At 65.4% G+C, this 20,004-nt stretch carries 23 protein-coding genes; 11 read left to right on the plus strand and 12 right to left on the minus strand.

What is annotated here, in order from left to right:
* Positions 1–3 precede the first annotated feature (3 nt).
* Complete coding sequence (locus tag K2O50_RS12775; RefSeq protein WP_050705643.1) at positions 4–882, plus strand: LysR family transcriptional regulator; 879 nt, start codon at positions 4–6, stop codon at positions 880–882.
* Positions 883–1,074: 192 nt separating this feature from the next.
* A complete protein-coding gene (locus K2O50_RS12780) occupies positions 1,075–2,643 on the plus strand; it encodes a sensor domain-containing diguanylate cyclase (protein WP_050705644.1) in 1,569 nt (522 codons plus the stop codon).
* 154 nt (positions 2,644–2,797) lie between these two features.
* On the opposite strand, the gene K2O50_RS12785 is transcribed toward K2O50_RS12780, so the two are convergent.
* The 8 genes from K2O50_RS12785 to K2O50_RS12820 all read right to left on the minus strand — a co-directional run bounded on the left by K2O50_RS12785 (position 2,798) and on the right by K2O50_RS12820 (position 9,971).
* Positions 2,798–3,757 (minus strand): ribonuclease Z, encoded by a 960-nt coding sequence (locus K2O50_RS12785; protein ID WP_050705645.1) that lies wholly within the window; start codon positions 3,755–3,757, stop codon positions 2,798–2,800.
* 122 nt (positions 3,758–3,879) lie between these two features.
* Positions 3,880–4,680 carry a 4-hydroxy-2-oxoheptanedioate aldolase gene (gene hpaI, locus K2O50_RS12790; RefSeq protein WP_050705646.1) on the minus strand — a complete coding sequence of 267 codons (801 nt, stop codon included), beginning with the start codon at positions 4,678–4,680 and terminating at the stop codon, positions 3,880–3,882.
* Positions 4,681–4,815: 135 nt separating this feature from the next.
* Entirely contained in the window at positions 4,816–5,619 is an 804-nt protein-coding gene (gene hpaH / locus K2O50_RS12795; protein ID WP_050705647.1) for a 2-oxo-hept-4-ene-1,7-dioate hydratase, read from the minus strand.
* Positions 5,620–5,626: 7 nt separating this feature from the next.
* A complete protein-coding gene (locus K2O50_RS12800) occupies positions 5,627–6,037 on the minus strand; it encodes a 5-carboxymethyl-2-hydroxymuconate Delta-isomerase (protein ID WP_050705648.1) in 411 nt (136 codons plus the stop codon).
* An 11-nt stretch (positions 6,038–6,048) separates the two neighbouring features.
* Positions 6,049–6,972 carry a 3,4-dihydroxyphenylacetate 2,3-dioxygenase gene (gene hpaD / locus K2O50_RS12805; RefSeq protein WP_050705649.1) on the minus strand — a complete coding sequence of 308 codons (924 nt, stop codon included), beginning with the start codon at positions 6,970–6,972 and terminating at the stop codon, positions 6,049–6,051.
* A 91-nt stretch (positions 6,973–7,063) separates the two neighbouring features.
* On the minus strand, positions 7,064–8,524 hold the full coding sequence (hpaE, locus tag K2O50_RS12810; RefSeq protein ID WP_050705650.1) for a 5-carboxymethyl-2-hydroxymuconate semialdehyde dehydrogenase: 1,461 nt from the start codon (positions 8,522–8,524) through the stop codon (positions 7,064–7,066).
* A complete protein-coding gene (locus tag K2O50_RS12815) occupies positions 8,521–9,300 on the minus strand; it encodes a fumarylacetoacetate hydrolase family protein (RefSeq protein ID WP_050705651.1) in 780 nt (259 codons plus the stop codon). The genes hpaE and K2O50_RS12815 overlap by 4 nt, the downstream gene beginning before the upstream one ends.
* Positions 9,297–9,971: a fumarylacetoacetate hydrolase family protein gene (locus K2O50_RS12820; protein WP_050705652.1), complete on the minus strand. Its 675-nt coding sequence runs from the start codon at positions 9,969–9,971 to the stop codon at positions 9,297–9,299. Before K2O50_RS12820 ends, K2O50_RS12815 begins: the two co-directional genes overlap by 4 nt.
* Before the next feature lie 162 nt (positions 9,972–10,133).
* Between K2O50_RS12820 and hpaA the strand changes: the two genes are divergently transcribed.
* Together hpaA and hpaR are read left to right on the plus strand one after the other, a co-directional pair.
* Positions 10,134–11,036 carry a 4-hydroxyphenylacetate catabolism regulatory protein HpaA gene (gene hpaA, locus K2O50_RS12825; RefSeq protein WP_028688922.1) on the plus strand — a complete coding sequence of 301 codons (903 nt, stop codon included), beginning with the start codon at positions 10,134–10,136 and terminating at the stop codon, positions 11,034–11,036.
* 171 nt (positions 11,037–11,207) lie between these two features.
* Complete coding sequence (gene hpaR / locus K2O50_RS12830; protein ID WP_050705653.1) at positions 11,208–11,630, plus strand: homoprotocatechuate degradation operon regulator HpaR; 423 nt, start codon at positions 11,208–11,210, stop codon at positions 11,628–11,630.
* A 108-nt stretch (positions 11,631–11,738) separates the two neighbouring features.
* Here hpaR and K2O50_RS12835 read toward each other — a convergent pair whose 3' ends face one another.
* Both K2O50_RS12835 and K2O50_RS12840 read right to left on the minus strand, forming a co-directional pair.
* The gene (locus tag K2O50_RS12835) at positions 11,739–12,335 is read right to left on the minus strand and encodes a TetR/AcrR family transcriptional regulator (RefSeq protein WP_050705654.1); all 597 of its coding nucleotides are present in this window, start codon (positions 12,333–12,335) and stop codon (positions 11,739–11,741) included.
* A gap of 5 nt (positions 12,336–12,340) precedes the next feature.
* Positions 12,341–13,552 (minus strand): multidrug effflux MFS transporter, encoded by a 1,212-nt coding sequence (locus tag K2O50_RS12840; protein ID WP_050705655.1) that lies wholly within the window; start codon positions 13,550–13,552, stop codon positions 12,341–12,343.
* A gap of 240 nt (positions 13,553–13,792) precedes the next feature.
* Between K2O50_RS12840 and K2O50_RS12845 the strand changes: the two genes are divergently transcribed.
* The 5 genes from K2O50_RS12845 to K2O50_RS12865 are packed head-to-tail and all read left to right on the plus strand — an operon-like array spanning position 13,793 to position 17,631.
* Positions 13,793–13,960: a general stress protein gene (locus tag K2O50_RS12845; RefSeq protein WP_050705656.1), complete on the plus strand. Its 168-nt coding sequence runs from the start codon at positions 13,793–13,795 to the stop codon at positions 13,958–13,960.
* A 60-nt stretch (positions 13,961–14,020) separates the two neighbouring features.
* Positions 14,021–14,200, plus strand: a complete 180-nt coding sequence (locus K2O50_RS12850; protein ID WP_050705657.1) for a hypothetical protein — start codon at positions 14,021–14,023, stop codon at positions 14,198–14,200.
* 14 nt (positions 14,201–14,214) lie between these two features.
* A complete protein-coding gene (locus K2O50_RS12855; protein WP_050705658.1) occupies positions 14,215–15,531 on the plus strand; it encodes an iron-containing redox enzyme family protein in 1,317 nt (438 codons plus the stop codon).
* Entirely contained in the window at positions 15,531–16,484 is a 954-nt protein-coding gene (locus tag K2O50_RS12860) for a class I SAM-dependent methyltransferase (RefSeq protein WP_050705659.1), read from the plus strand. Before K2O50_RS12855 ends, K2O50_RS12860 begins: the two co-directional genes overlap by 1 nt.
* 7 nt (positions 16,485–16,491) lie before the next feature.
* On the plus strand, positions 16,492–17,631 hold the full coding sequence (locus K2O50_RS12865; RefSeq protein WP_050705660.1) for a carboxylate-amine ligase: 1,140 nt from the start codon (positions 16,492–16,494) through the stop codon (positions 17,629–17,631).
* Here K2O50_RS12865 and K2O50_RS12870 read toward each other — a convergent pair.
* The gene (locus K2O50_RS12870; protein ID WP_082337738.1) at positions 17,579–17,986 is read right to left on the minus strand and encodes a response regulator; all 408 of its coding nucleotides are present in this window, start codon (positions 17,984–17,986) and stop codon (positions 17,579–17,581) included. The genes K2O50_RS12865 and K2O50_RS12870 overlap by 53 nt on opposite strands.
* Positions 17,987–18,135: 149 nt before the next feature.
* On the opposite strand from K2O50_RS12870, the gene K2O50_RS12875 reads away from it, so the two are divergent.
* Complete coding sequence (locus tag K2O50_RS12875; RefSeq protein ID WP_050705661.1) at positions 18,136–19,293, plus strand: sensor histidine kinase KdpD; 1,158 nt, start codon at positions 18,136–18,138, stop codon at positions 19,291–19,293.
* 23 nt (positions 19,294–19,316) lie between these two features.
* Here the strand turns inward: K2O50_RS12875 and K2O50_RS12880 are convergent, their stop codons facing one another.
* Positions 19,317–19,550: a hypothetical protein gene (locus K2O50_RS12880; RefSeq protein ID WP_156329632.1), complete on the minus strand. Its 234-nt coding sequence runs from the start codon at positions 19,548–19,550 to the stop codon at positions 19,317–19,319.
* A gap of 158 nt (positions 19,551–19,708) precedes the next feature.
* Here K2O50_RS12880 and K2O50_RS12885 point away from each other — a divergent pair, with 158 nt between their 5' ends.
* Complete coding sequence (locus K2O50_RS12885) at positions 19,709–19,921, plus strand: PLDc N-terminal domain-containing protein (RefSeq protein WP_050705663.1); 213 nt, start codon at positions 19,709–19,711, stop codon at positions 19,919–19,921.
* Positions 19,922–20,004: the final 83 nt, after the last annotated feature.

The following is a 20,004-nucleotide window of genomic DNA, read 5'->3' on the forward strand; positions in this document are numbered from 1 at the left end:
GCCATGCTGGATCAACTGGCGTTGTTCCTCACCATCATCGAGAAGGGCAGCCTGTCGGCGGCGGGCCGTGAGCGTGGGCTGTCACCGGCCACCGTGTCCGAGCGCCTGTCGGCGCTGGAGGCACATTACGGGGTGGCGTTGCTGACCCGCAGCACCCGCTCGCTCAGCCTGACCGACGCCGGTCGCCTGCTGGCCGACGGCGCCCGGCGCCTACTGGCCGAGGCTGACGAGCTTCAGAGCCAGCTGCGTCACGGCCAGCAGAAGATCTCCGGGCTGGTGCGCCTGAGCGCCCCGGTGGATCTCGGTCGGCACTGCATCGCACCGTTGCTTGACCGCTTCCTGGAGGCGCACCCCGACGTGTCGATCGACCTGGACCTGACTGATGGCTACGTCGACCTTGTCGGGCAGGGCATCGACTTCGCCATCCGCTATGGCACATTGGCCGACAGCTCCCTGCGCGCCCGAGCGCTGGGCGACAACCGCCGGGTGGTATGCGCCGCGCCTGAATACCTGAATCGGTACGGCACACCGCTGCACCCGGACGACCTGGCGCGGCACGACTGTATCGTCATGCGCTTCGGCATCCATACCGAGCGGGTCTGGCCGTTTCGCCTGGACGCGGTGGCGCATCCGGTCAGCGTGCGCGGCCGGCGGGTTGCCAACAACGGCGAGCAGGTGCGGCGCTGGGCTGTGGACGGGCATGGCCTGTGCCTGAAGTCGCTGCGTGACGTGCAGGATGACCTGGACAGTGGCAGGCTGGTGGAGGTGCTGGGCGAGTTCAGCGCCGGACCGGTGGCGCTGCAGATCGTCTATCCGCCGACCCGGGTGCAGCCGAGGCGAGTGCGGGCGTTGATGGAGGCGATCATGACGGAGCTTGGTTGAACGGGCACTTGTAGGAGCGGCCTTGTGCCGCGAAAGGGCCGCAAAGCGGCCCCTGGGTTTCAACACTCATGCATAGATCGCGGGGCCGCTCTGCGGCCCTTTCGCGGCACAAGGCCGCTCCTACAGGTGATAGACAGTGGCTTGTCTGAACTATAGTGATGAGCGGCCAGTGCGTGACGACAAGGGACTTTGATGGCAGCAGCCAGGAAACACACTGATGACGGCGTCTTCGCGGTGACCGGCGAGGGCCGCGCCGTGTCGTTGTTCCGCCTGGTGCTGGGTTTCATGGCGGTGGTCATGCTGGCATTCGTGCTGATCGAGGGCTGGCGGATCTGGCGCGAGTACCGGCAGGCGTTCGGCGATGCCGAGAATGCGGTCACCAACCTGGCCCGGGCCACGGCCCAGCACGCCGAGGACGCCATCCGCCAGGTGGACGCGATCACCGCGGTCCTGGCCGAGCGCCTCGAAGGCGATGGCATTGCCCATGTCGATCGACCGCGGATGCACGCCCTGTTAAAGCAACAGGTGCAGATCATGCCGCAGTTGCACGGCCTGTTCGTCTATGGCGCCGATGGCAGCTGGATCGTCACCGACAAGGATGCCGTACCGCCGGGGGCCAATAACGCCGACCGCGACTATTTCATCTACCACCAGACCCACGCCGATCGCCAGGTGCGTATCGGCTCCGTGGTGCGCAGCCGTTCCACGGGCGACCTGATCATCCCCATCTCGCGGCGCCTGGACCTGCCCGATGGGCGCTTCGCCGGGGTGCTGCTGGGCACCATCAAGGTCGACTGGTTCGTGCGTTACTACGGTGATTTCAAGATCGATGAACGTGGCGCCCTGGTGCTGGCCAAGCGCGACGGCACCATCCTCGTGCGCCGGCCGTTCGTCGAGCAGGTCATCGGTCGCAGTCTGGCTGGCAGCGAGATCTTCCGACGCCACCTGCCCTATGCTAGCGAAGGGGTGGCCGAGGCGGTGGCGGTGGTCGACGGCACAACCCGGTTGTACGCGTTCCGCGCGCTGTCCAGCTACCCGTTGGTGGTGCAGGCGGGCCTGTCCCGCGAGTCGATCGTCGGGCCCTGGCGGCACGATATGCTCAAGTCGGTGGCGCTGCTGGTCCTGCTGCTGGTCGGCCTGGCCGGCTTCGGTTGGATCGTCCTGCGCCAGTTGCGCGAGCGCATCGCCATCGAGCGTGCGCTGCACCAGGCCCACCAGACCCTCAAGGCGCTGGCCCTGAGCGACAGCCTGACCGGGCTGGGCAACCGCCGGCGGCTGGACGCGGTGTTCGAGCCGGAGATCCGCCGGGCACGGCGCCAGGGCCGGCCGCTGGCACTGGTGATGCTCGACCTGGATTACTTCAAGGCCTACAACGACCGCTACGGCCACCCGGCGGGCGACCAGTGCCTGCGGCGTTTCGCCGAGCTGTTGCGACAGGCGCTCAAGCGCCCGGGGGACCTGGCGGTGCGTTATGGTGGCGAGGAGTTCACCCTGTTGTTGCCTGATACCGATGTCCAGGGGGCCAGCCAGATCGTCCAGGAGATCCTGCAACTGTTGCGCCGGCTGGGCATCGAGCATGCCGGCAGCCCGTTGGGGCATGTCACGGCCAGTGCCGGTATTGCGGTGGGCGCACCGACGCTGGAGACGGTGACCCCGGAGAACCTGATGGCGGCGGCGGATGCGGCGCTTTATGAAGCCAAGCGTCAGGGGCGGGATCGCTACTGCCTGGCGGCCAGCGTGGAGAAACATCCGGCGCATTGACGCGGCAGGAGATCGCCCAGGAATCAGTAGCATTGTGCGGTCTGTCGTGGGAGCGGGCTTGCCCCGCGATAGCGTCCGATCAGGCAATGAAGGTGCCTGGACAGGCCTCATCGCGGGGCAAGCCCGCTCCCACGATAGGTCCCCGTCCGGGGCGTTACTCCACCTCGACCAACACCCCATCACGGCCAAGCCGATAACGCTGCAGGTCGCGGGCCAGGGTCAGGTGCCCGTTGTAGTGCGCCTGAGCCTCTTCACGCACCTCCTCGATGGAGCCACCACGCCCGCCGCCCGACTGGTAGCGGGCACTGAAATGCGTCAGCACCAAATTCTTCACGCCCGCCGTTTCGGCAAAGCGCGCCACCGCTGCAGCGGTGCTGTGGCCGAAGGTGGCCTGGGCACGCTCGACCACCGGCTGGGTGAAGGTCGCCTCATGGACCAGCACATCCACGTTCGCCGCCAGCGTGCTCAACAGCTCCGGGCGGTCGTTGTCGCCGCAGACGATGATCCGCTGCGCCGGGCGCGTCGGTTGCAGGTAGGCCTGCGGATCGAGCTGGCGTCCCTCGTGCTCGACAGTCCTGCCACGGGCCAGTTGCCCCCACAACGGCCCGGCGGGGATGCCGTCGGCCTGCAGGCGCTGGGTGTCCAGCCGTGGCTCTGGGTCACGCTCCTCGAACACGAAACCGTAGGACGGCACCCGGTGCGACAGCTCGACCACACCGATCTGCACATTGCCATGTTCCAGCCCGGTGAAGGTCTCGACCGGCTGCATCTGCAGCTCGAAGGGCAGGTAGGTATCGCTGACCGCCAGGCTCTGGCGCACCCAGGCCTGAAGCTCGGCCGGCAGCACCAGCTGCAAGGGTTCCTTGCGCCCCGACATGCCGGCACTGGCCAGCAGCCCCGGCAAGCCGAAGCAGTGGTCGCCGTGCACATGGGTGATGAGGATGGCGCGCAGGTCGCGCACCGACAGCGGGCTGTGCAGCAACTGGTGTTGGGTACCTTCGCCGCAATCGACCAGGTACCAGCCGGTGCCTGAGGATTCGATGACCGCGGTCGCACTGACGTTGCGGGCCTTGGTGGGCACACCCGAAGAGGTGCCCAGAAACTGCAGGTCCATTGCCTGACTCCTTGATTCGATGTTGTTGCGACCCCGCAGGGCGGGGCGCGCGGAGGCTAGCATGGCACTGTCGCAGGGGCCAGTGCGCTCCCAACATCGAGCTTACGCGCTACCAGGCCGGACTAGTAGACACCGCCCTGGGCGATGGTAGCGGCCCCTTCCTTGAACTTGCCCGCCAACCTCTGCAAGCCGCGCATCAGCACCGTGGTGTCCACCCCGACCGCGACGAACGCCGCGCCCAGTTCGATGTAATGTCGCGCCAGCGTCTCGTCGGCACTGAGGATTCCCGCCGCCTTGCCGGCGCGACCGATGCGCACGATGGCGTCGTCGATGGCGGCCTGCACTTCGGGATGCCCCGGATTACCCCGGTGTCCCATGGCCGCGCTGAGGTCGGCGGGGCCGATGAACACGCCATCGACGCCTTCGACAGCGCAGATCGCATCGAGGTTGGCCAGGCCTTCGCGGTTCTCCACCTGCACCAGCAGGCACATCTGTTCGTCGGCCTGGTCCAGGTAGTCGGGCAGGCTGTTCCAGCGCGATGCTCGTGCCAACGCGCTGCCGACACCGCGCACGCCGTGGGGCGGGTAGTGCATCGCCCGCACCAGCTGGCGTGCCTGCTCGGCGCTTTCGACCATGGGCACCAGCAGGGTCTGCGCGCCGATATCCAGCAACTGCTTGATCAGCGCGGTATCGCCGATCACCGGGCGCACGATGGGTTGGGCCGGGTAGGGCGCCACCGCCTGCAACTGGCCGAGCAGGCTGCGCAGGTCGTTGGGCGCGTGCTCGCCGTCGAGCAGCAGCCAGTCGAAACCGGCATTGGCCGCCAGCTCCGCGCAGTACGGGTCGGCCAGGCCCAGCCACAGGCCGATCTGCGCCTGGCCAGCGCGCAGGCGTTGTTTGAAGGTGTTGATGGGCATGTCCATGGGCGGTCCTCGGTGAACGTGTGGATTCGCAGGTGCTCTGTGGGAGCGGGTTCACCCGCGAATGCGATGGCGATGCTGATGATGCTTTCGCGGGTAAACCCGCTCCCACAGGAATCTCTGCTGTCTGGGCAGGCGTCAGACGAATCGGCAGGCGATCGAACCGAGTTGATCGTAGTCGACGTGGAAGGTATCGCCGGGGCGGGCGGCCACTGGGCGGGTGAACGAGCCGCCGAGAATGATCTGGCCGGCTTCGAGGCCCACGTCGTATGGCGCCAGCTTGTTGGCCAGCCAGGCCACGCCCTTGGCCGGGTGGTTGAGCACCGCCGCCGATACGCCGGACTCCTCGATCACGCCGTTGCGGTACAGCACCGCCGGCACCTTGCGCAGGTCGACGTCGCCTGGGCGCACGGCGCGACCGCCCATGACCACGCCGGCGTTGGCGGCGTTGTCGGAGATGGTGTCGAACACCTTGCGGGTGGCGCCGCTGAGCGGGTCGACCTGCTGGATGCGCGCGTCGATGATCTCCAGGGCCGGAATCACCCACTCGGTGGCGTCGAGCACGTCGAACAGGGTTACGTTCGGCCCCTTGAGCGGCTTGCCGAGGATGAACGCCAGCTCCACCTCGACCCGGGGCACGATGAAGCGCTCGAAGGGAATGTCGCTGCCTTCGTCGAACAGCATGTCGTCGAGCAGCGCGCCGTAGTCCGGCTCGGTGATGTTCGAGGAGACCTGCATGGCCCGGGAAGTCAGGCCGATCTTGTGGCCGACCAGCTTGCGGCCGTCCTTGATCTTCTGCGCCACCCAGGCGCGCTGGATGGCGTAGGCGTCCTCGATGCTGATCGAGGGGTATTCCAGGGAGAACTGGCCGACCTGTTCGCGGATGCGTTCGGCCTGGTCGAGGCGGGCGGCGGCTTGCTGGATGATGCGGGCGTCGAGCATGGAGACCTCAGGGCTGACGGGTGAACAGGGGATGCAGGCTGCTGTGCTTGGCGTCGTACACCTGCGCCTGGCTTTCATCGATCTGCAGGGTCACGCCGACCGGGCGACGTTCCAGCAGCGCGTCCAGCTGCCGACGCAGCACCGCCAGCAGCGCATCGCCGACCTGCCGGTGCACCGCAGCGCTGCGACCGCTGCCCATGCGCAGGTTGGCGTAGACGAAGCCGTAGTCGCCGCGGCCATCGGCGATCGCCGCATGGGCGGCCGGGTAGGCCAGCACGCGGGTGCCGCCGGTGGGGAACACCTGTCGATCATCTTCATCGCGCTGGGCGAGCATGCACTCGGCCAGGGCGCGGCACAGGCCGGGCATATCGGCGTCGGCTTCGATGTCCGGGCTGTAGAGCAGGACCAGATGGGGCATGACGGTGCTCCTTACAGGCGGCTGGTGGCGGTGACACCGGCCGGGTTCGAGGCCTGGGCGGCGGGGATCGTGCTGCCGTCCTGAGGGGTGACCGGGAAGATCGCGTTGATCTGGCCGGTGCCGGAGGAGCCGAAGTACGGCGTCACCACCTCGGCCTTGCCGTCGTACTGCGACCAGCCCAGGGCGCCGAGCAGCATGGCGGTGTCGTGCATGAAACCTTCGCCGTGACCCTTGACCGCGTACTCGGGCAGCATCGCGCAGAAGTCGGCCCAGTCGCCGTCCTGCCACATGCGCACCACGCGGTGGTCGAGGGTCTCCAGGAAGGGGCTCCATACCTTGGTGGCAAAGTCCGGGGCCTGGCCGTTCTGGGCGAAGCGGTGCGACAGCGAGCCGCTGGCGAGGAAGGCCACGCTGCCGTCGTAGTGGTTCTCGACTGCTTTGCGCATGGCCCAGCCCAGGCGCGCGCTGTCGTTGAGGTAGTGCGAGGTGCACAGCGCCGAGACCGAGATCACCTTGAAGTGACGGTCGGCGTTCATGTAGCGCATCGGCACCAGGGTGCCGTATTCCGGGGCCAGGGTGGTGGCGTCGTGGGCCATGGTCTCCACGCCCAGGCGGTTGCATTCCTCGGCGAGGATCCGCCCCAGTTCGGGGTTGCCGGGGAAGCCGTAGTCCATGTTGGCGATGAAGTGCGGCAGTTCGTTGCTGGTGTACAGGCCCTCGAAATGCGCGGCGCAGTTGATGTGGTAGTTGGCGTTGACCAGCCAGTGGGTGTCGAACACGACGATGGTGTCCACGTCCAATTCGCGGCAGCGCCGGCCGATCTCGTGGTGGCCGTCGATGGCCGCCTGGCGAAAGCCCTGGCGCGGGCCGGGCAGTTCGGACAGGTACATCGAGGGTACATGGGTGATCTTGGCGGCGAGAGCGAGTTTGCCCATGGGAATCTCCTGTGATTGTTGTTGTGGCCGCATCGCGGGGCAAGCCCGCTCCCACATTGGCTTGTAGGAACGGGCTTGCCCCGCGATGACGTCAGATGCCCCAGCGCGGAATGTGATGGTTACCCATGGATATACACACGTTCTTGATCTCGGCGAAGACCTCGAAGCTGTATTGCCCACCTTCGCGCCCGGTGCCCGAGCCTTTCACCCCGCCGAACGGCTGGCGCAGGTCGCGCACGTTCTGGCTGTTGATGAACACCATGCCCGCCTCGATGCCGCGGGCCAGGCGGTGGGCCTTGCCAATGTCCTGGGTCCAGATGTATGAGGCCAGGCCGTATTCGGTGTCGTTGGCCAGCCGCAGCGCCTCGGCCTCGTCCTTGAACGGGATCAGGCAGACCACCGGGCCGAAGATCTCTTCCTGGGCGATGCGCATCGAGTTGTTCACGTCGGCGAACACCGTCGGCTGGATGAACTGCCCCTTGGCCAGGTGCGCCGGCAGCCCGGCCGGACGCTCCAGGCCACCGGCCACCAGGCGTGCGCCTTCCTCGAGGCCGATGCGGATGTAGCCGGTGACCTTGTCGTAGTGCTGCTGGGTGATCATCGAGCCGACCTGGGTCTTCGGGTCGGTCGGGTCACCGACGATCAGGTGCCTGGCGCGGGCGGCGAACTCGGCGACGAACTGCGGGTACACGCTTTCCTGGATGAAGATCCGGCTGCCGGCGGTGCAGCGCTCGCCGTTGAGCGAGAAGATCGTGAACAGCGCGGCGTCCAGGGCACGGTCCAGGTCGGCGTCCTCGAAGACCAGTACTGGCGATTTGCCGCCCAGCTCCATGGAGTACTTCTTAAGGCCCGCCGTCTGCATGATCTTGCGGCCGGTGGCGGTGCCGCCGGTGAAGGAGATGGCGCGCACGTCCGGGTGGCGCACCAGGGCATCGCCGGCGGTGGCGCCGTAGCCCTGGATGACGTTGAGCACGCCATTGGGGATACCGGCCTCGACCGCCAGGCGCCCCAGCTCATTGGCGGTCAGCGGCGACAGCTCGCTCATCTTCAGCACCGCGGTGTTGCCCAGGGCCAGGCACGGCGCGGTCTTCCAGGTGGCGGTCATGAACGGCACGTTCCAGGGCGACACCAGCCCGCACACGCCCACCGGCTGGTACAGGGTGTAGTTGAGCATCTGGTCGTCCACCGGGTAGGTGTGGCCGTCCATGCGCGTGCACACCTCGGCGAAGAAGTCGAAATTGTGCGAGGCGCGGGGGATCAGCACGTTGCGCGTCTGGTGGATCGGCAGGCCGGTGTCCAGGGTTTCCAGTTCGGCCAGCTGCGGCACATTCTGTTCGATCAGCTCGCCCAGGCGGCGCATCAGCCGGGCGCGCTCTTTGGCCGGGGTGTTGGCCCATTTCGGGAAGGCTTGCTTGGCCGCGGCCACGGCCAGGGCGACTTCCTCGGCGCCGCCGCTGGCGACTTCGCCGATGGCTTCGCCGGTGGCCGGGTTGTAGTTGATGAAAGTGTCGCGGCTCTCGACTTCGCGGCCGTTGATCCAGTGCTTGATCATGCTGTTGCCTCGTGTGCTTTGCGGGCGAAGAACTCGGCTTCGCTGACGATTCGGTTGACCAGGCGGCCGACGCCTTGCACTTCCACCACCACTTCGTCGCCCGGCACCACGTCGGCCAGGCCTTCCGGGGTGCCGGTGGCGATCATGTCGCCGGGCTGCAGGGTCATGAAGCTGGAGAAGTATTCGATCAGGTAGGGGATGTCGAAGATCATGTCGGCGGTGCTGCCTTGCTGTTTCAGCTCGCCGTTGATCCAGGTGCGCAGCGTCAGCTTCGACGGATCCGGCACGTCGGCGACGTCGACGATCCACGGACCCACTGGGGTGGTGGCGTCGCGGTTCTTCACCCGCAGGTTGGGGCGGTAGTAGTTCTCCAGGTAGTCGCGGATGGCGTAGTCGTTGCACACGGTGTAGCCGGCCAGGTAGTCGAGGGCGTCCTCGCGCTTGACGTTGCGCGCCGGCTTGCCGATCACCGCCACCAGCTCGCACTCGTAGTGCATGTACTTGACGTTGTCCGGGCGCCAGGTGACCTGCTCGTGCCCGGTGTAGGTACCCGGCGACTTGATGAAGGCCAGCGGTTCGGTGGGCGGGGTGAAGGCCAGCTCGGCGGCGTGGTCGGCGTAGTTCAGGCCCAGGGCGAACATGTTGCCGGTGGCCGGCGGCAACCAGGTGACCTGGTCGGCATGGACCAGGCGGCCATCGGCCAGGCGCAGGTGCTGGTCGTCCTCGACGGTGACCTGATGGACCTGGCCGTCGAACTGGATACGGGCGTGCTTCATGGGGCGAGTCCTTGTTCGGCGACGATGGGGTTGGTCAGTTGGCCAAGGCCGTCGATCTCGACCGTCACGCGGTCCCCGGGCAGCACATCGACGCGGCCTTCGGGGGTGCCGGTGATCAGCACGTCGCCGGCATGCAGGGTCATGAACTCGCTGATCTCGGCGATCAGCCGGGCCACGCCGCGCACGCAGTTGGCGGTGGTGTTCTGCTGGCGCAGCTCGCCGTTGACCCACAGGCGGATGCCCAGCGCGTCGGGGTTGCCGACCTGCGCGGCGGGCACCAGTTGCGGGCCGATGGCGCAGAAGCCGTCGCGGCACTTTGCCTTGACCGCCGGGCGGTAGTAGCTGTCCTCGGGCAGGCTGAACTCGTTGACGATGGTGTAGCCGGCCACATGCGCGAGGGCGTTTTCGACGCTGACGCGGCTGGCGTCCTTGCCTATCACCACGCCCAGCGCGGGGCCGGGTTGCAGGCGATCGACTGCCGAAGGGTAGGTTACCGGTCGGGCATGCTCGTTGCGGGTGTTCGGGGTCTTGATGAACAGCACCGGCTTGACCGGCGGCTGCCGGTACGGCGCTTCATGGAAGGATGCCAGATGCTGCTGCAGCAGGCCCTGGTAGTTCAGGGCGACGCCGAACAAGCTGCCGTTGGCGACCTCGTGCAAGGCACGGCTCATGCTTTTCTCCTGCGGTGATTGAGGCGACCAGGGGCGCCTCGTGGTGTTTTTGTTAATGTGTTAACGTTATATTTAATATGTTAACGATCGTCAAGGCGTCCACCGCTGGCCGGTGGTGCTACGATGGTTTCCCCGGCGCGTTTCACCGCTGCGAGAACAACAATGAAAGAACGACAGCCGATCCCCAACATCAACATCGGTCAGGTCTACGACCAGCGCTACAGCGACAGCGAGGTGCACTACGACCGCCTGGGCAACCTGGCCGGTTTCTTCGGTCGCAACATGCCGGTGCACCGCCACGACCGCTTCTTCCAGGTGCACTACGTCAAGACCGGCAGCGTACGGGTGTATCTGGATGAGCAGCGCTACCACGAGTCCGGGCCGATGTTCTTCCTCACCCCGCCGACCATTCCCCATGCCTTCGTCACAGAAGCCGACGCCGACGGCCATGTGCTGACCGTGCGTCAGCAACTGGTCTGGCAACTGCTGCAGGCCGAGCCTGGGCTGGCGTTGGGCCCGCGACTGCAACCGGCCTGCGTCGCCCTCGGTCACCTGCAGGGCGCGGCGGCCGGGGAAGTGCGGCGCCTGGAGCAGCTGTTCGACCTGCTCGGTGACGAAATCGGCCATGGCCAGGCCGGGCAGGGCACCGCCGTGCAGGACCTGGCACGCCTGGTGATGATCAGCCTGCTGCGCCTGGGCGCCAATTCCCTGGAGGCCACGCCCGCGCGGCACGAGGACCTGCAACTGTTCCATCGTTTCAACGAGCTGATCGAGCGTCATTACCTCGACCACTGGACGCTGCCGGCCTATGCGGCGGCGCTGGGGGTGACCGAGGCGCGGCTGAACGATGTGTGCCGGCGCATGGCCGACCTGCCGTCCAAGCGCCTGGTGTTCGAACGGCTGATGCAGGAGGCGCGGCGATTGCTGCTGTACACCGGCGGTTCGGCCAACGAGATCTGCTACCGGCTGGGGTTCAAGGATCCGGCGTATTTCAGCCGCTTCTTCCAGCGCCATGCGCAGATGACGCCGGGGGAGTACCGCCAGCGTCAGGCGGGATTGCGTTGACATGAGGCGACCACTTCCGGGCTGCGGGCTTCAACTGATCGTGCAACGAAGGTGGCGCCTGGAGAATGGGCGTTTGCCGGGAGCGCTGGTACTTTTCACAGGGGCTGGACAGCACGGGTGAAAATGGTTTTCACTTTATTAATATCTTAATAAAACCAGCCGTTTATCCTGATGACCAATCCTAGACCTTCCCTGACGTTGACCCTGTTGCAGGCCCGCGAAGCGACCATGGCGTTCTTCCGTCCGGCCCTCAATGCCCATGACCTGACCGAGCAGCAGTGGCGGGTGATCCGCATCCTGCGCCAGCAGGGTGAGTTGGAAAGCCACCAGCTGGCGGACCTGGCCTGCATTCTCAAACCGAGCATGAGCGGCGTGCTCAAGCGCCTGGAGCGCGACGGCCTGGTGGGCCGGCGCAAGTCGCCGGAGGACCAGCGACGGATCTTCATCAGCCTGACCGTGCGCGGCCAGCAGGCGTTCCTGGCCATGAGCGAGGAGATGGAGCGCAACTACCAGGAGATCCAGCGCCAGTTCGGCGAGGACAAGTTGGAGAAGTTGATGGAATTGTTGAACGAGCTCAAGAAGGTCAGGCCCTGATGGCGCGAGCACTGACCACCGCCATCGCGGGGCAAGCCCGCTCCCACGGGTAAACGTGGGAGCGGGCTTGCCCCGCGATAGGGCCCTTGAATCCTGTACAGGGTCACCCTACAGACCGGCAAGATACAGCGAATCATCGAGAATCTTCAGCAACGAAGCCGCCCGCCGCGCATACACCGCCGGGTTCGCATACAGCAGCTCCACATGCAGGCTGTCGATGATCCCCAGGTACGCATCGCCATACAGTTCCAGCTTGTTGCCATCGCTGCGGGCCCAGACGTGGCGCTCGCGCAGCGCCTGGCAGAAGCCCAGGCGAATCTGCTCCAGGTAGGCCTCGAAGCCGCTGGTGACGATCGAGCGGATCGGCGCAGGCGGCAGGAACGCCGTGCGCAGCACGAAGCGCAGGTTGGCCGAGGCGGCGTAGCGCTCGGCCAGGTGCAGCGGGTGCCAGTGCCCCGGCGCCTCGCGGCCCGCCGCTTCATGGCCGAACCCTGCCTCGACGTAGGCGGTCTCGTCCGCCAGCGCCCGTTCGAAGGCGCGCACGAACAACGCATCCTTGTTGGCGAAATGGGCATACAGCGAAGCCTTGCGCATGCCCGCCAGGGCGGCGATCTCGTTCAGCGACGAGCCGTCGTAGCCGTGTTCGGCAAAGTGCTCGACGGCATGGTCGCAGATGCGCGCGGCGGAAGGGGTCAGGGCTTTCAAGGCGGTCACTCCGGGTTGACGCTGGGATGGGGCGAGGCGCTGATTGTCTTTGCCACGGCGGCGCGGGTCAAACCGACGATGACCAGGGCAGCGGCCGCCAGCAGCCAGGCCCAGGCCAGCGGCCCCAGTGTGGCCAGGTGCCCGGCCAACGGTGTGGCACTGGACGAGATCACCAGTTGCAGGGCGCCGAGCAGGGCTGCGGTAGAGCCGACGTCACGTTGTTGCGACGACATGGCCAGGGCCATCAAGGTGGCCTCGCAAATGCCCAGGCCGAACAGCGCCAGTACCACGCCCGCCAGCAGCAGCGGCAGGCCCGCGCCGGTCAGCCCGGCGGACACCGTCAGCAACGCGCCGCCGCCCATGCACAGCGCGCCCCACCAGGCCACGCGAGCCACGCCGTGGCGCGTCACCCAGTAACCGGACAGCGCCGCGCCGAGCAGGATGGCCACGCCACAGCCCCCGAACAGCAGGCCGAAGTGGGCGCTGGAAAGGCCGAAGTGCTGCTGGTACACGTAGGCGGAGCCGGCGATGTAGGCAAACAGGAAGAAGAACACCGCCGACAAGGCCAGGGCCGGACGCAGGAACGTGCCGTCGGCGGCGATGCGCGCATAGGTGCGCCATGCGCGGGTCGGCGCCAGGCGTACCCGCTGCCCTGCAGGCAAGGTCTCGCCGAGCGTCAGCATCGAATTGAGCAGGGTCAGCAGCCCCAGCCCGGCCAGCACCAGCATGATCGCCCGCCAGCCATAGGCCGCGTCGATCACCCCGCCCAGTGCCGGGGCGAGGATCGGCGCCAGGCCTTCGATGGTCATCAGCAGGGCAAAGATCTGCGCCGCCCGCGCGCCGTCGGCGCTGTCGCGCACCATGCTCATGATCACCACCAGCGTCAGCGCGCTGGCCAGGCCCTGGACCAGGCGTGCGATCAGCAGCAGGTCCAACGAAGGCGCGGCGGCCGCGCCGAGGGAGGCCAGGCTGAACACCATCAGTCCCGCGAGCAGCGGACGACGGCGGCCCAGGGCATCGACCACGGGGCCGAACAGCAACTGGCCGGCGCCCATCGCCAGCAGGAACACGGTCAGGGTCAACTGCACCTGGGTATAGCCGGTGGCGAAGTCGCGAGCCATTTCCGGCAGGCTGGCCAAGTACATGTCGATGGCTGAAGGGCCGAGGGCGCCGATCAGGGCGAGGGATGCGGCGAAACGCAGGTTGGAGGCAGGCATGACTGGGAAAGCCGTTAGAAAAATAAACCTACCGACCGGTAGGTTGTGCGGATTATGCCAGAGTGCGTGAAAGGGTCAACCATGCCTGCGTCCGCTTGCGTCCCAGATACAGGGCATTGGCATGTTTAGCGCCACCGGTCCGATCACCCCGGAATAATCCGAATCCCTCCTTATCGCCGTACTCCCAACTCTGTACGGCATGCAGCCGTGCATCCCTTAGCCACACGAGGTTTTGCAACCATGGCCAACAAAGACAGCAACAAGACCGGCAGCCAGGGTGGATCGAAGAACCCGGGCAACTTCGCCAATGACCGCGAGAAGGCATCCGAAGCCGGCCGCAAGGGCGGTCAGAGCAGTGGTGGCGACAACCGCCAGACCGAGTCCGGCCGCAAGGGTGGCCGCTCGTAAGTGAGGGCACGCGGTGCCGGGGTTGCCTGGCACCGCGCATACCCACCAAGGAGGCATTCCATGCGTATCACCCCTTTGATCTGCCTGCTGGGCAGCCTGAGCCTGCTGGGCGGTTGTTTCGACCGTGATAACGACCATCCAGCCAAGGACGCCGACCCGAGCAAGCCCTCGCTGCAGATGCAGCAGCCCGATACACCCACGACCAACCCATCCCCAGAGACCAGACCGCAGAATCAATGAGCGAGGAACCGGGCATGCTGGCGATGACTGAGGGTGTGACCGACAAGGCGACCGATGGACTTGAGCATCGCTATCGGGTCCTGCTCAAGGGCCCTGATCCGGCAGGCGAGGCCTGGCTGCAGCAGCAGCTGCGCCATGTGCGCACGCTTGCGGACGACCTGCCGGATGATCCCGGGCGCTTGCCGGAATGGGCAGAAGCCCATGCCCAGCGGGTCGCCAGTGAACACAGGGCTTATCTTGAACAACGGCGCCAGGGGGCTGCGCGGCGCTACTTCGACAACCGGGCCCATGCCTTGTGGTTCCTGCAACAGGTCGCGCCAACCAAGGCGGTCGACGGCGCATGGTTGCACGGCGCCCTGTGCCATTGGCGGGACCCGCGTTTTCACGGGTTGATCCGCACCTTTCTGGAAGAACTGGGAGATGGCGATCCGCGTTGCAACCACGTGTTGATCTATCAGCGGTTGCTCAGTCGTCTCGGCTGCCTGCAAGGGGCACCGCTACCTTCAGCACGTTACCTGCAAGGCGCGCTGCAACTGGCCTTGGGGCAGCACTGCGATCGATTTCTAGCGGAAGTGATCGGTTACAACCTGGGGTACGAGCAGCCACCGTTGCACCTGCTGATCACCATCCATGAGCTGGCAGAGCTGGGCATCGACGCCCATTATTTCCAGCTGCATGTGACCATCGACAATGCCGCCAGCGGTCATGCGCGGCGCTCACTGGAGAGCTTCATCGACCTGTCCCGTGACCAGGGGCCGGCGTTCTATGAGCGCGTCAGGCACGGCTACAGGCTCAATGACCTGGGCGTCGACACGCCGTCATTGATCGCGTCGTTCGACCTGCAGGCAGAGTTGCTCAGCACGCTGGAACGCAAGCGCGTCTATGGACAGTGCATGCATTCGGACCGCTGTCGCCTGCAGGGGCGCACCATCAACCAGTGGCTGGCCGAGCCCGGTGCGATGCCCGGGTTCCTGGATGCACTGCAAGCCCAGGGGTGGATCAAGCGCAATAGCGATCCTCGGCAGAGTCGATTCTGGTCGTTGATCGATGGTCCGGTGGCGGCCATGTTCGGCGTGTTCGATGCCTATGAAAAGCAGCTCTGGCACGACTGGATCGCCGGCACCTGGCAGGGCGCCAATGTGCGTCGGGTGTCGCCGGGGCAGTGGGAGCAGGCCTTGCAACTGGAGGAGGCGCCCGGCGTAACGCAGGCGGCCGATATGGCCGCGCTGATCGAAGCGATGGCCGGCAATCGCCATTCCACGCCCCAGGGCCTGCGCGCTACCCGTGCGTTCATCCAGGCCACCGGTTTGATGCAGGGAGGGCCGAACTGATGCTGCTCGACCAGGACCAGACCCGTGCCGACGAGGCCTTGCTGCAGCTGGGGCGGCGCCTGCGTGCCGACGGTTATCGTTTTACTTGCGTGACCCCGGCGACCCAGGCCAGGGTCAATGCCCGCGCCGAAGCGCGCCAGGCTCGCACTCTGCGCGATGTGTTTGGCTGGAGCCGACCGTTCGCCGCGTCGCTGCTCAGCGCTGACGAACTGCAACACCTGCATACTGCCGGCGTGCTCGAACCACAAGGCACATTGTGGCGCAGCAGGGTGCGCTGGTCGAGCCTGGACGACCTGCTGCTGGTGCATTCCGCCTGGCCGACCGACAGCCGCGACGCGGTGTTCTTCGGCCCCGACAGTTACCGGTTTGCCCAGGTGATCCAGGATCACCTGCGGCACAGTCCCCAGCGCGTGCAGCATACCGTCGACATCGGCTGTGGCAGTGGCGTCGGCGCGTTGCTGATCGCCCGCGCCGCGCAGCATGCGCAGGTCAGCGCGGTGGACATCAACCCCATGGCCCTGCGCCATACCGCCATCAATGCAGCACTGGCCGGCGTGGCCAACGTCTCGGTGGAGCCCAGTGACCTGCTCGACGGTATCGTCGGCACATTCGACCTGATCGTCGCCAACCCGCCCTATATGCTCGACTTCGCCCAGCGCGCCTACCGCCATGGTGGTGGCGCGCTGGGTGCCGAACTGTCATTGCGCATCGTCGAGCAGGCCCGTGAGCGACTGTCGATCGGCGGCAGGTTGCTGCTGTACACCGGTGTCGCGATCGTCGAGGGGCGCGACGCGCTGCTCGAGGCCGTACGCCTGCGCCTGGCCGGACCTGCGTTCGGCTGGTCCTATAGGGAGCTGGACCCGGATGTGTTCGGCGAACAGTTGCTCGAGCCTGGCTACGAGCAGGTCGAGCGCATCGCCGCCGTCGCCCTGACTGTCACCCGCCGGGGCTGATGCAGCCATGGCGCGGTCTTGCACGTTCGGCATCGAGGAAGAATACCTGCTGGTGGACCTGGCCACGGGGCGTGTCTTGGCCGCGCCATCCCCGGCCGTGGCCCGTTGTTGCCGCGATGCGCTGGGGCCCTGGTTCGCCGAGGAAATGTTCCGCAGCCAGGTGGAGGTCGCCTCGCCGGTGTTCGATACGCTGCATCAGGCCCGTGGCTTTTTCACCGAGCAGCGCCAACGCCTGAGCCAGGCACTGGCGGGTGAGGGGGCCGGCCTCTACGGCGCGGGGAGCCACCCGAGTGCCCAATGGCTGCGCCAGCGTCCACGGGATACCCCGCATTACCGTCAGCTGTTCGACGACTACCGGTTGGTGGCCCGGCGCAGCCTGTTGAACGGCTTGCACGTACACGTCGGCGTGCCGGCCGGCGTCGATCGCATGCAGGTGATCAATCGGGTGTCGTACTGGCTGCCCCTGCTGTTGGCGCTCAGCACCTCGTCTGCGTACTGGAGCGGCCAGGATACGGGCTACATGAGCTACCGACGGGTGGTGTGCGGGGAGTGGCCGCACATGGGGCTGCCCGAGCCGCTGCCGGACTGGAGCGCCTACGAGCGCTACCGGGCGCTGCTGCAACGCACCGGCAGCCTGGCCGAGGACGGCGACTTCTGGTGGGCGATCCGACCCTCGCGGCGGTTTCCGACCGTCGAACTGCGTATCTGCGATGGCTGCCCCCGGTTGGACGATGCCTTGGCCATCGCCGGGCTGTTTCGCCACCTTGTCGAGCATGCGCTGGGGCGCAGTGACGCCGTCTCGAGCCGTGAGATGCGCTGGGTCACCCAGGAAAACTACTGGCGTGCCCTGCGTCAGGGCCGCCTGGGCACCTTCATCGGCGTGCACGAGCAACAGCCGGTGAGCGCCGAAGGCTGGCTGACGCAACTGCAGAGGCAATGCCCGGCCGACACCGCCGATGCCGAACGCGCCTTCATCCAGGCCCGGCGTATCTTGCGCGACGGTACCAGTGCCGATCACCAGCGCGAAACCTATGCGCTGGCCCGCGAACAAGGCCTGGATGATCGACAGGCGATGCGCAAGGTGGTCGAACAGGTCATGGACGACCACCTGTTGGTGTCCGTGGGCCATTCTGTCCAGATCGCTTAACGCAAAGCAGCTCATTCATTGTGCGACTGAGTTCATCCAGCGTGCAGGGTTTACTGATGAAGCGGGCATTCGCCGGCAGAAAACCAGGCGCCGGCGCCATATGGCCGGATACGATGATCACCGGAAGCTGTGGGCAGGCTGCCCAGATGGCTTTGGCCAAGTCGATACCATCCATGTGGCCGGGCATTCGCACATCTGTGATCACCAAGGCAAGCCGCTGGTCGCCTGAAAACTTCTCCAAGGCGTCATCCGCATTGGCGCACTCAATGACGTCATGCCCCAAGTGAGTCACCGCTTCTGTCATCAGCCATCTAAGGATGTCGTCATCCTCGACCACCAGTACCCTGCGTCGCATACCGATTACCCCGTATTTCCTCGTTAGTCAGTGCTTAGAACCAGTCGTTTCCAAAGGCTGACCAGAGGCAGGGTACCCGTTGTTATACAGTGTTGGCTTGATGGACTAGGCTGGTTGAGCGCTTGCCTGGAAGCATATTGAGGAACGTCATGAGACTGTACGATTTCATCGAGAGCAGCATGGAGGAGATTCTCCAGGCTTGGGAGAACTTCGCTCGCTCAGTCAGAACAGCACAGCCGAAACAGGACGCCGCGGGTTTGAGGAACCACGGTGAAAGGATTTTACGTACCGCTGCCGCAGATATGCGTACGGCTAAAACCGCACAGCAACAGTCCGAAAAAGCGAAGGGCCGAGGCCCACAAACGTCCAGCGAGACTGCCGCGCAGACCCACGCAATGACCCGTCTGATAGCAGGCTTCTCGATGGATCAGATGGTTTCCGAATATCGCGCACTGCGTTCCAGTGTGCTGTCGCTGTGGCTTGCTCAGGAAGGATCCACCACGAAGGATCACGTCCAGGACATGATTCGGTTCAATGAGGCCATTGACCAGGCTCTGGTCGAGTCGATTGCCGCCTACGGGGCAGCGGTGGACTCCACACGCAAAATGATTCTCGCGGTGCTTGGCCATGATCTACGTTCACCCTTGGGAGCAGTGCTGATGGCCGGCGATCTGTTACTGCGCCAGGAGGGAGTGGAAGGAAAAGGCAGAATATTGGCAACCCAGGTTTGCACGAGCGCACGCCGCGCCACTGGCATCGTCAACGATCTGCTCGACCTGGCGCGTTGCAACCTAGGGACAGGTATTCCCGTGTACCCTGAAAATGTCGAGCTCAATCCCATCTGTCGTGCGGTGATCGAGGAATTGCAAATGGCGTTTCCCGAGGCAACCATTCTCTTCAAGGAAAGAGGGCAGGTGACGGGACAATTCGACTCAGCCCGTATGGCTCAGGTTTTCTCCAACCTGATTGGCAACGCCATACACCATGGAGATAAAGCGTCTGCCATCACGGTCACCTTGACGCATAAGGCTGCCGGGCCATGTATTAACGTTCACAATTCGGGCGAGCCCATTCCGGCCGAAGCCATGCCCTATCTCTTCAGTCCAGAGGGACGGTACTCAGGCTATGCCTCAAGCGAAAAGGGTTCGGCGGCAGGGCTAGGGCTTGGGCTATTCATCGCATCGGAAATCGTCGCTGGTCACGGTGGACGAATTGAGGTCGAATCGACGGCTGAAGCGGGGACGACGTTTGAAGTGGTATTGCCTTTATCCTTCACGAGCTCGGATGCAGCCCTTGAATCCCCTTGAGCTGCCCCTCACGGCCACTGTCCTCAGTCTTGCGAGCCGTTACCTGCAACGAGTCTCGCGTAGCGGTTGGTGGCTTCGAAGATCAAGGCGTTCTTCTCCTCTTTACTTATCAGGCCGTCGTGTTGGTAGTTGTCGGCCAGCCGAACCAGCTCCTCATACTGATCTGGCGCAGCCATCCGAATCTCCGGCCTGTCAAACACCTCACGCCAGGCCGTCAGCGCTTCCTTCTTCTCATCTCTAATCATGAGCTTTTCCACCAGAGGTTTCTCGGTAGAGGCACAGGCGAGCCGCTTTGTTCAACCAGATGAGCCCCGGGACGCAAAAGCTGGCTGGCACTCAATCGAGCTGCCAAATTTGAATGAACCATGAGCCAGCCGGGTCACCCAAAGCAGAACATGCCAATGGGAGAGTGCTCATGGAAATCGCAACGATCTGGTTCTTTGTCGCCCTGATGGTCATCGCCCTTGAGATTTACGCCATCTGGCACATCATCGGCAGTGACCGGCGCGCTGAGCGCAAGATGCTCTGGGTGATCTTCGTCGTCTATGCCCCATTGCCCGGCTTGCTGGTTTGGGCCTGGTTGGGCCCCAGGGCGGTGAAGGGGCGGGCGGTGCTGCAGGAGAAGTGAACTGAGCTGGGCCCTCAAGAGCGCGTGGACCAGGCCCACGAACAGCTCGGTGTCGCCGGGGGTAGTCCACTGCCGTAGGGCAA

This window comes from Pseudomonas sp. 2hn (genome assembly GCF_019646095.1).
Classification (GTDB): domain Bacteria; phylum Pseudomonadota; class Gammaproteobacteria; order Pseudomonadales; family Pseudomonadaceae; genus Aquipseudomonas; species Aquipseudomonas peradeniyensis.

Excerpts from the sequence above, each read along its gene's own strand:
- K2O50_RS12845 (WP_050705656.1), top strand. The coding sequence starts at position 13,793 with ATGGCCAACAAAGACAGCAACAAGACCGGCAGCCAGGGTGGATCGAAG.
- K2O50_RS12815 (WP_050705651.1), bottom strand. The coding sequence starts at position 9,300 with ATGAAGCACGCCCGTATCCAGTTCGACGGCCAGGTCCATCAGGTCACC.
- hpaD (WP_050705649.1), bottom strand. The coding sequence starts at position 6,972 with ATGGGCAAACTCGCTCTCGCCGCCAAGATCACCCATGTACCCTCGATG.
- K2O50_RS12885 (WP_050705663.1), top strand. The coding sequence starts at position 19,709 with ATGGAAATCGCAACGATCTGGTTCTTTGTCGCCCTGATGGTCATCGCC.
- hpaE (WP_050705650.1), bottom strand. The coding sequence starts at position 8,524 with ATGATCAAGCACTGGATCAACGGCCGCGAAGTCGAGAGCCGCGACACT.
- K2O50_RS12800 (WP_050705648.1), bottom strand. The coding sequence starts at position 6,037 with ATGCCCCATCTGGTCCTGCTCTACAGCCCGGACATCGAAGCCGACGCC.
- K2O50_RS12820 (WP_050705652.1), bottom strand. The coding sequence starts at position 9,971 with ATGAGCCGTGCCTTGCACGAGGTCGCCAACGGCAGCTTGTTCGGCGTC.
- K2O50_RS12840 (WP_050705655.1), bottom strand. The coding sequence starts at position 13,552 with ATGCCTGCCTCCAACCTGCGTTTCGCCGCATCCCTCGCCCTGATCGGC.
- K2O50_RS12870 (WP_082337738.1), bottom strand. The coding sequence starts at position 17,986 with ATGCGACGCAGGGTACTGGTGGTCGAGGATGACGACATCCTTAGATGG.
- K2O50_RS12875 (WP_050705661.1), top strand. The coding sequence starts at position 18,136 with ATGAGACTGTACGATTTCATCGAGAGCAGCATGGAGGAGATTCTCCAG.
- K2O50_RS12865 (WP_050705660.1), top strand. The coding sequence starts at position 16,492 with ATGGCGCGGTCTTGCACGTTCGGCATCGAGGAAGAATACCTGCTGGTG.
- K2O50_RS12860 (WP_050705659.1), top strand. The coding sequence starts at position 15,531 with ATGCTGCTCGACCAGGACCAGACCCGTGCCGACGAGGCCTTGCTGCAG.
- K2O50_RS12850 (WP_050705657.1), top strand. The coding sequence starts at position 14,021 with ATGCGTATCACCCCTTTGATCTGCCTGCTGGGCAGCCTGAGCCTGCTG.
- K2O50_RS12785 (WP_050705645.1), bottom strand. The coding sequence starts at position 3,757 with ATGGACCTGCAGTTTCTGGGCACCTCTTCGGGTGTGCCCACCAAGGCC.
- hpaR (WP_050705653.1), top strand. The coding sequence starts at position 11,208 with ATGACCAATCCTAGACCTTCCCTGACGTTGACCCTGTTGCAGGCCCGC.
- K2O50_RS12855 (WP_050705658.1), top strand. The coding sequence starts at position 14,215 with ATGCTGGCGATGACTGAGGGTGTGACCGACAAGGCGACCGATGGACTT.
- K2O50_RS12780 (WP_050705644.1), top strand. The coding sequence starts at position 1,075 with ATGGCAGCAGCCAGGAAACACACTGATGACGGCGTCTTCGCGGTGACC.
- K2O50_RS12775 (WP_050705643.1), top strand. The coding sequence starts at position 4 with ATGCTGGATCAACTGGCGTTGTTCCTCACCATCATCGAGAAGGGCAGC.
- hpaA (WP_028688922.1), top strand. The coding sequence starts at position 10,134 with ATGAAAGAACGACAGCCGATCCCCAACATCAACATCGGTCAGGTCTAC.
- hpaH (WP_050705647.1), bottom strand. The coding sequence starts at position 5,619 with ATGCTCGACGCCCGCATCATCCAGCAAGCCGCCGCCCGCCTCGACCAG.
- hpaI (WP_050705646.1), bottom strand. The coding sequence starts at position 4,680 with ATGGACATGCCCATCAACACCTTCAAACAACGCCTGCGCGCTGGCCAG.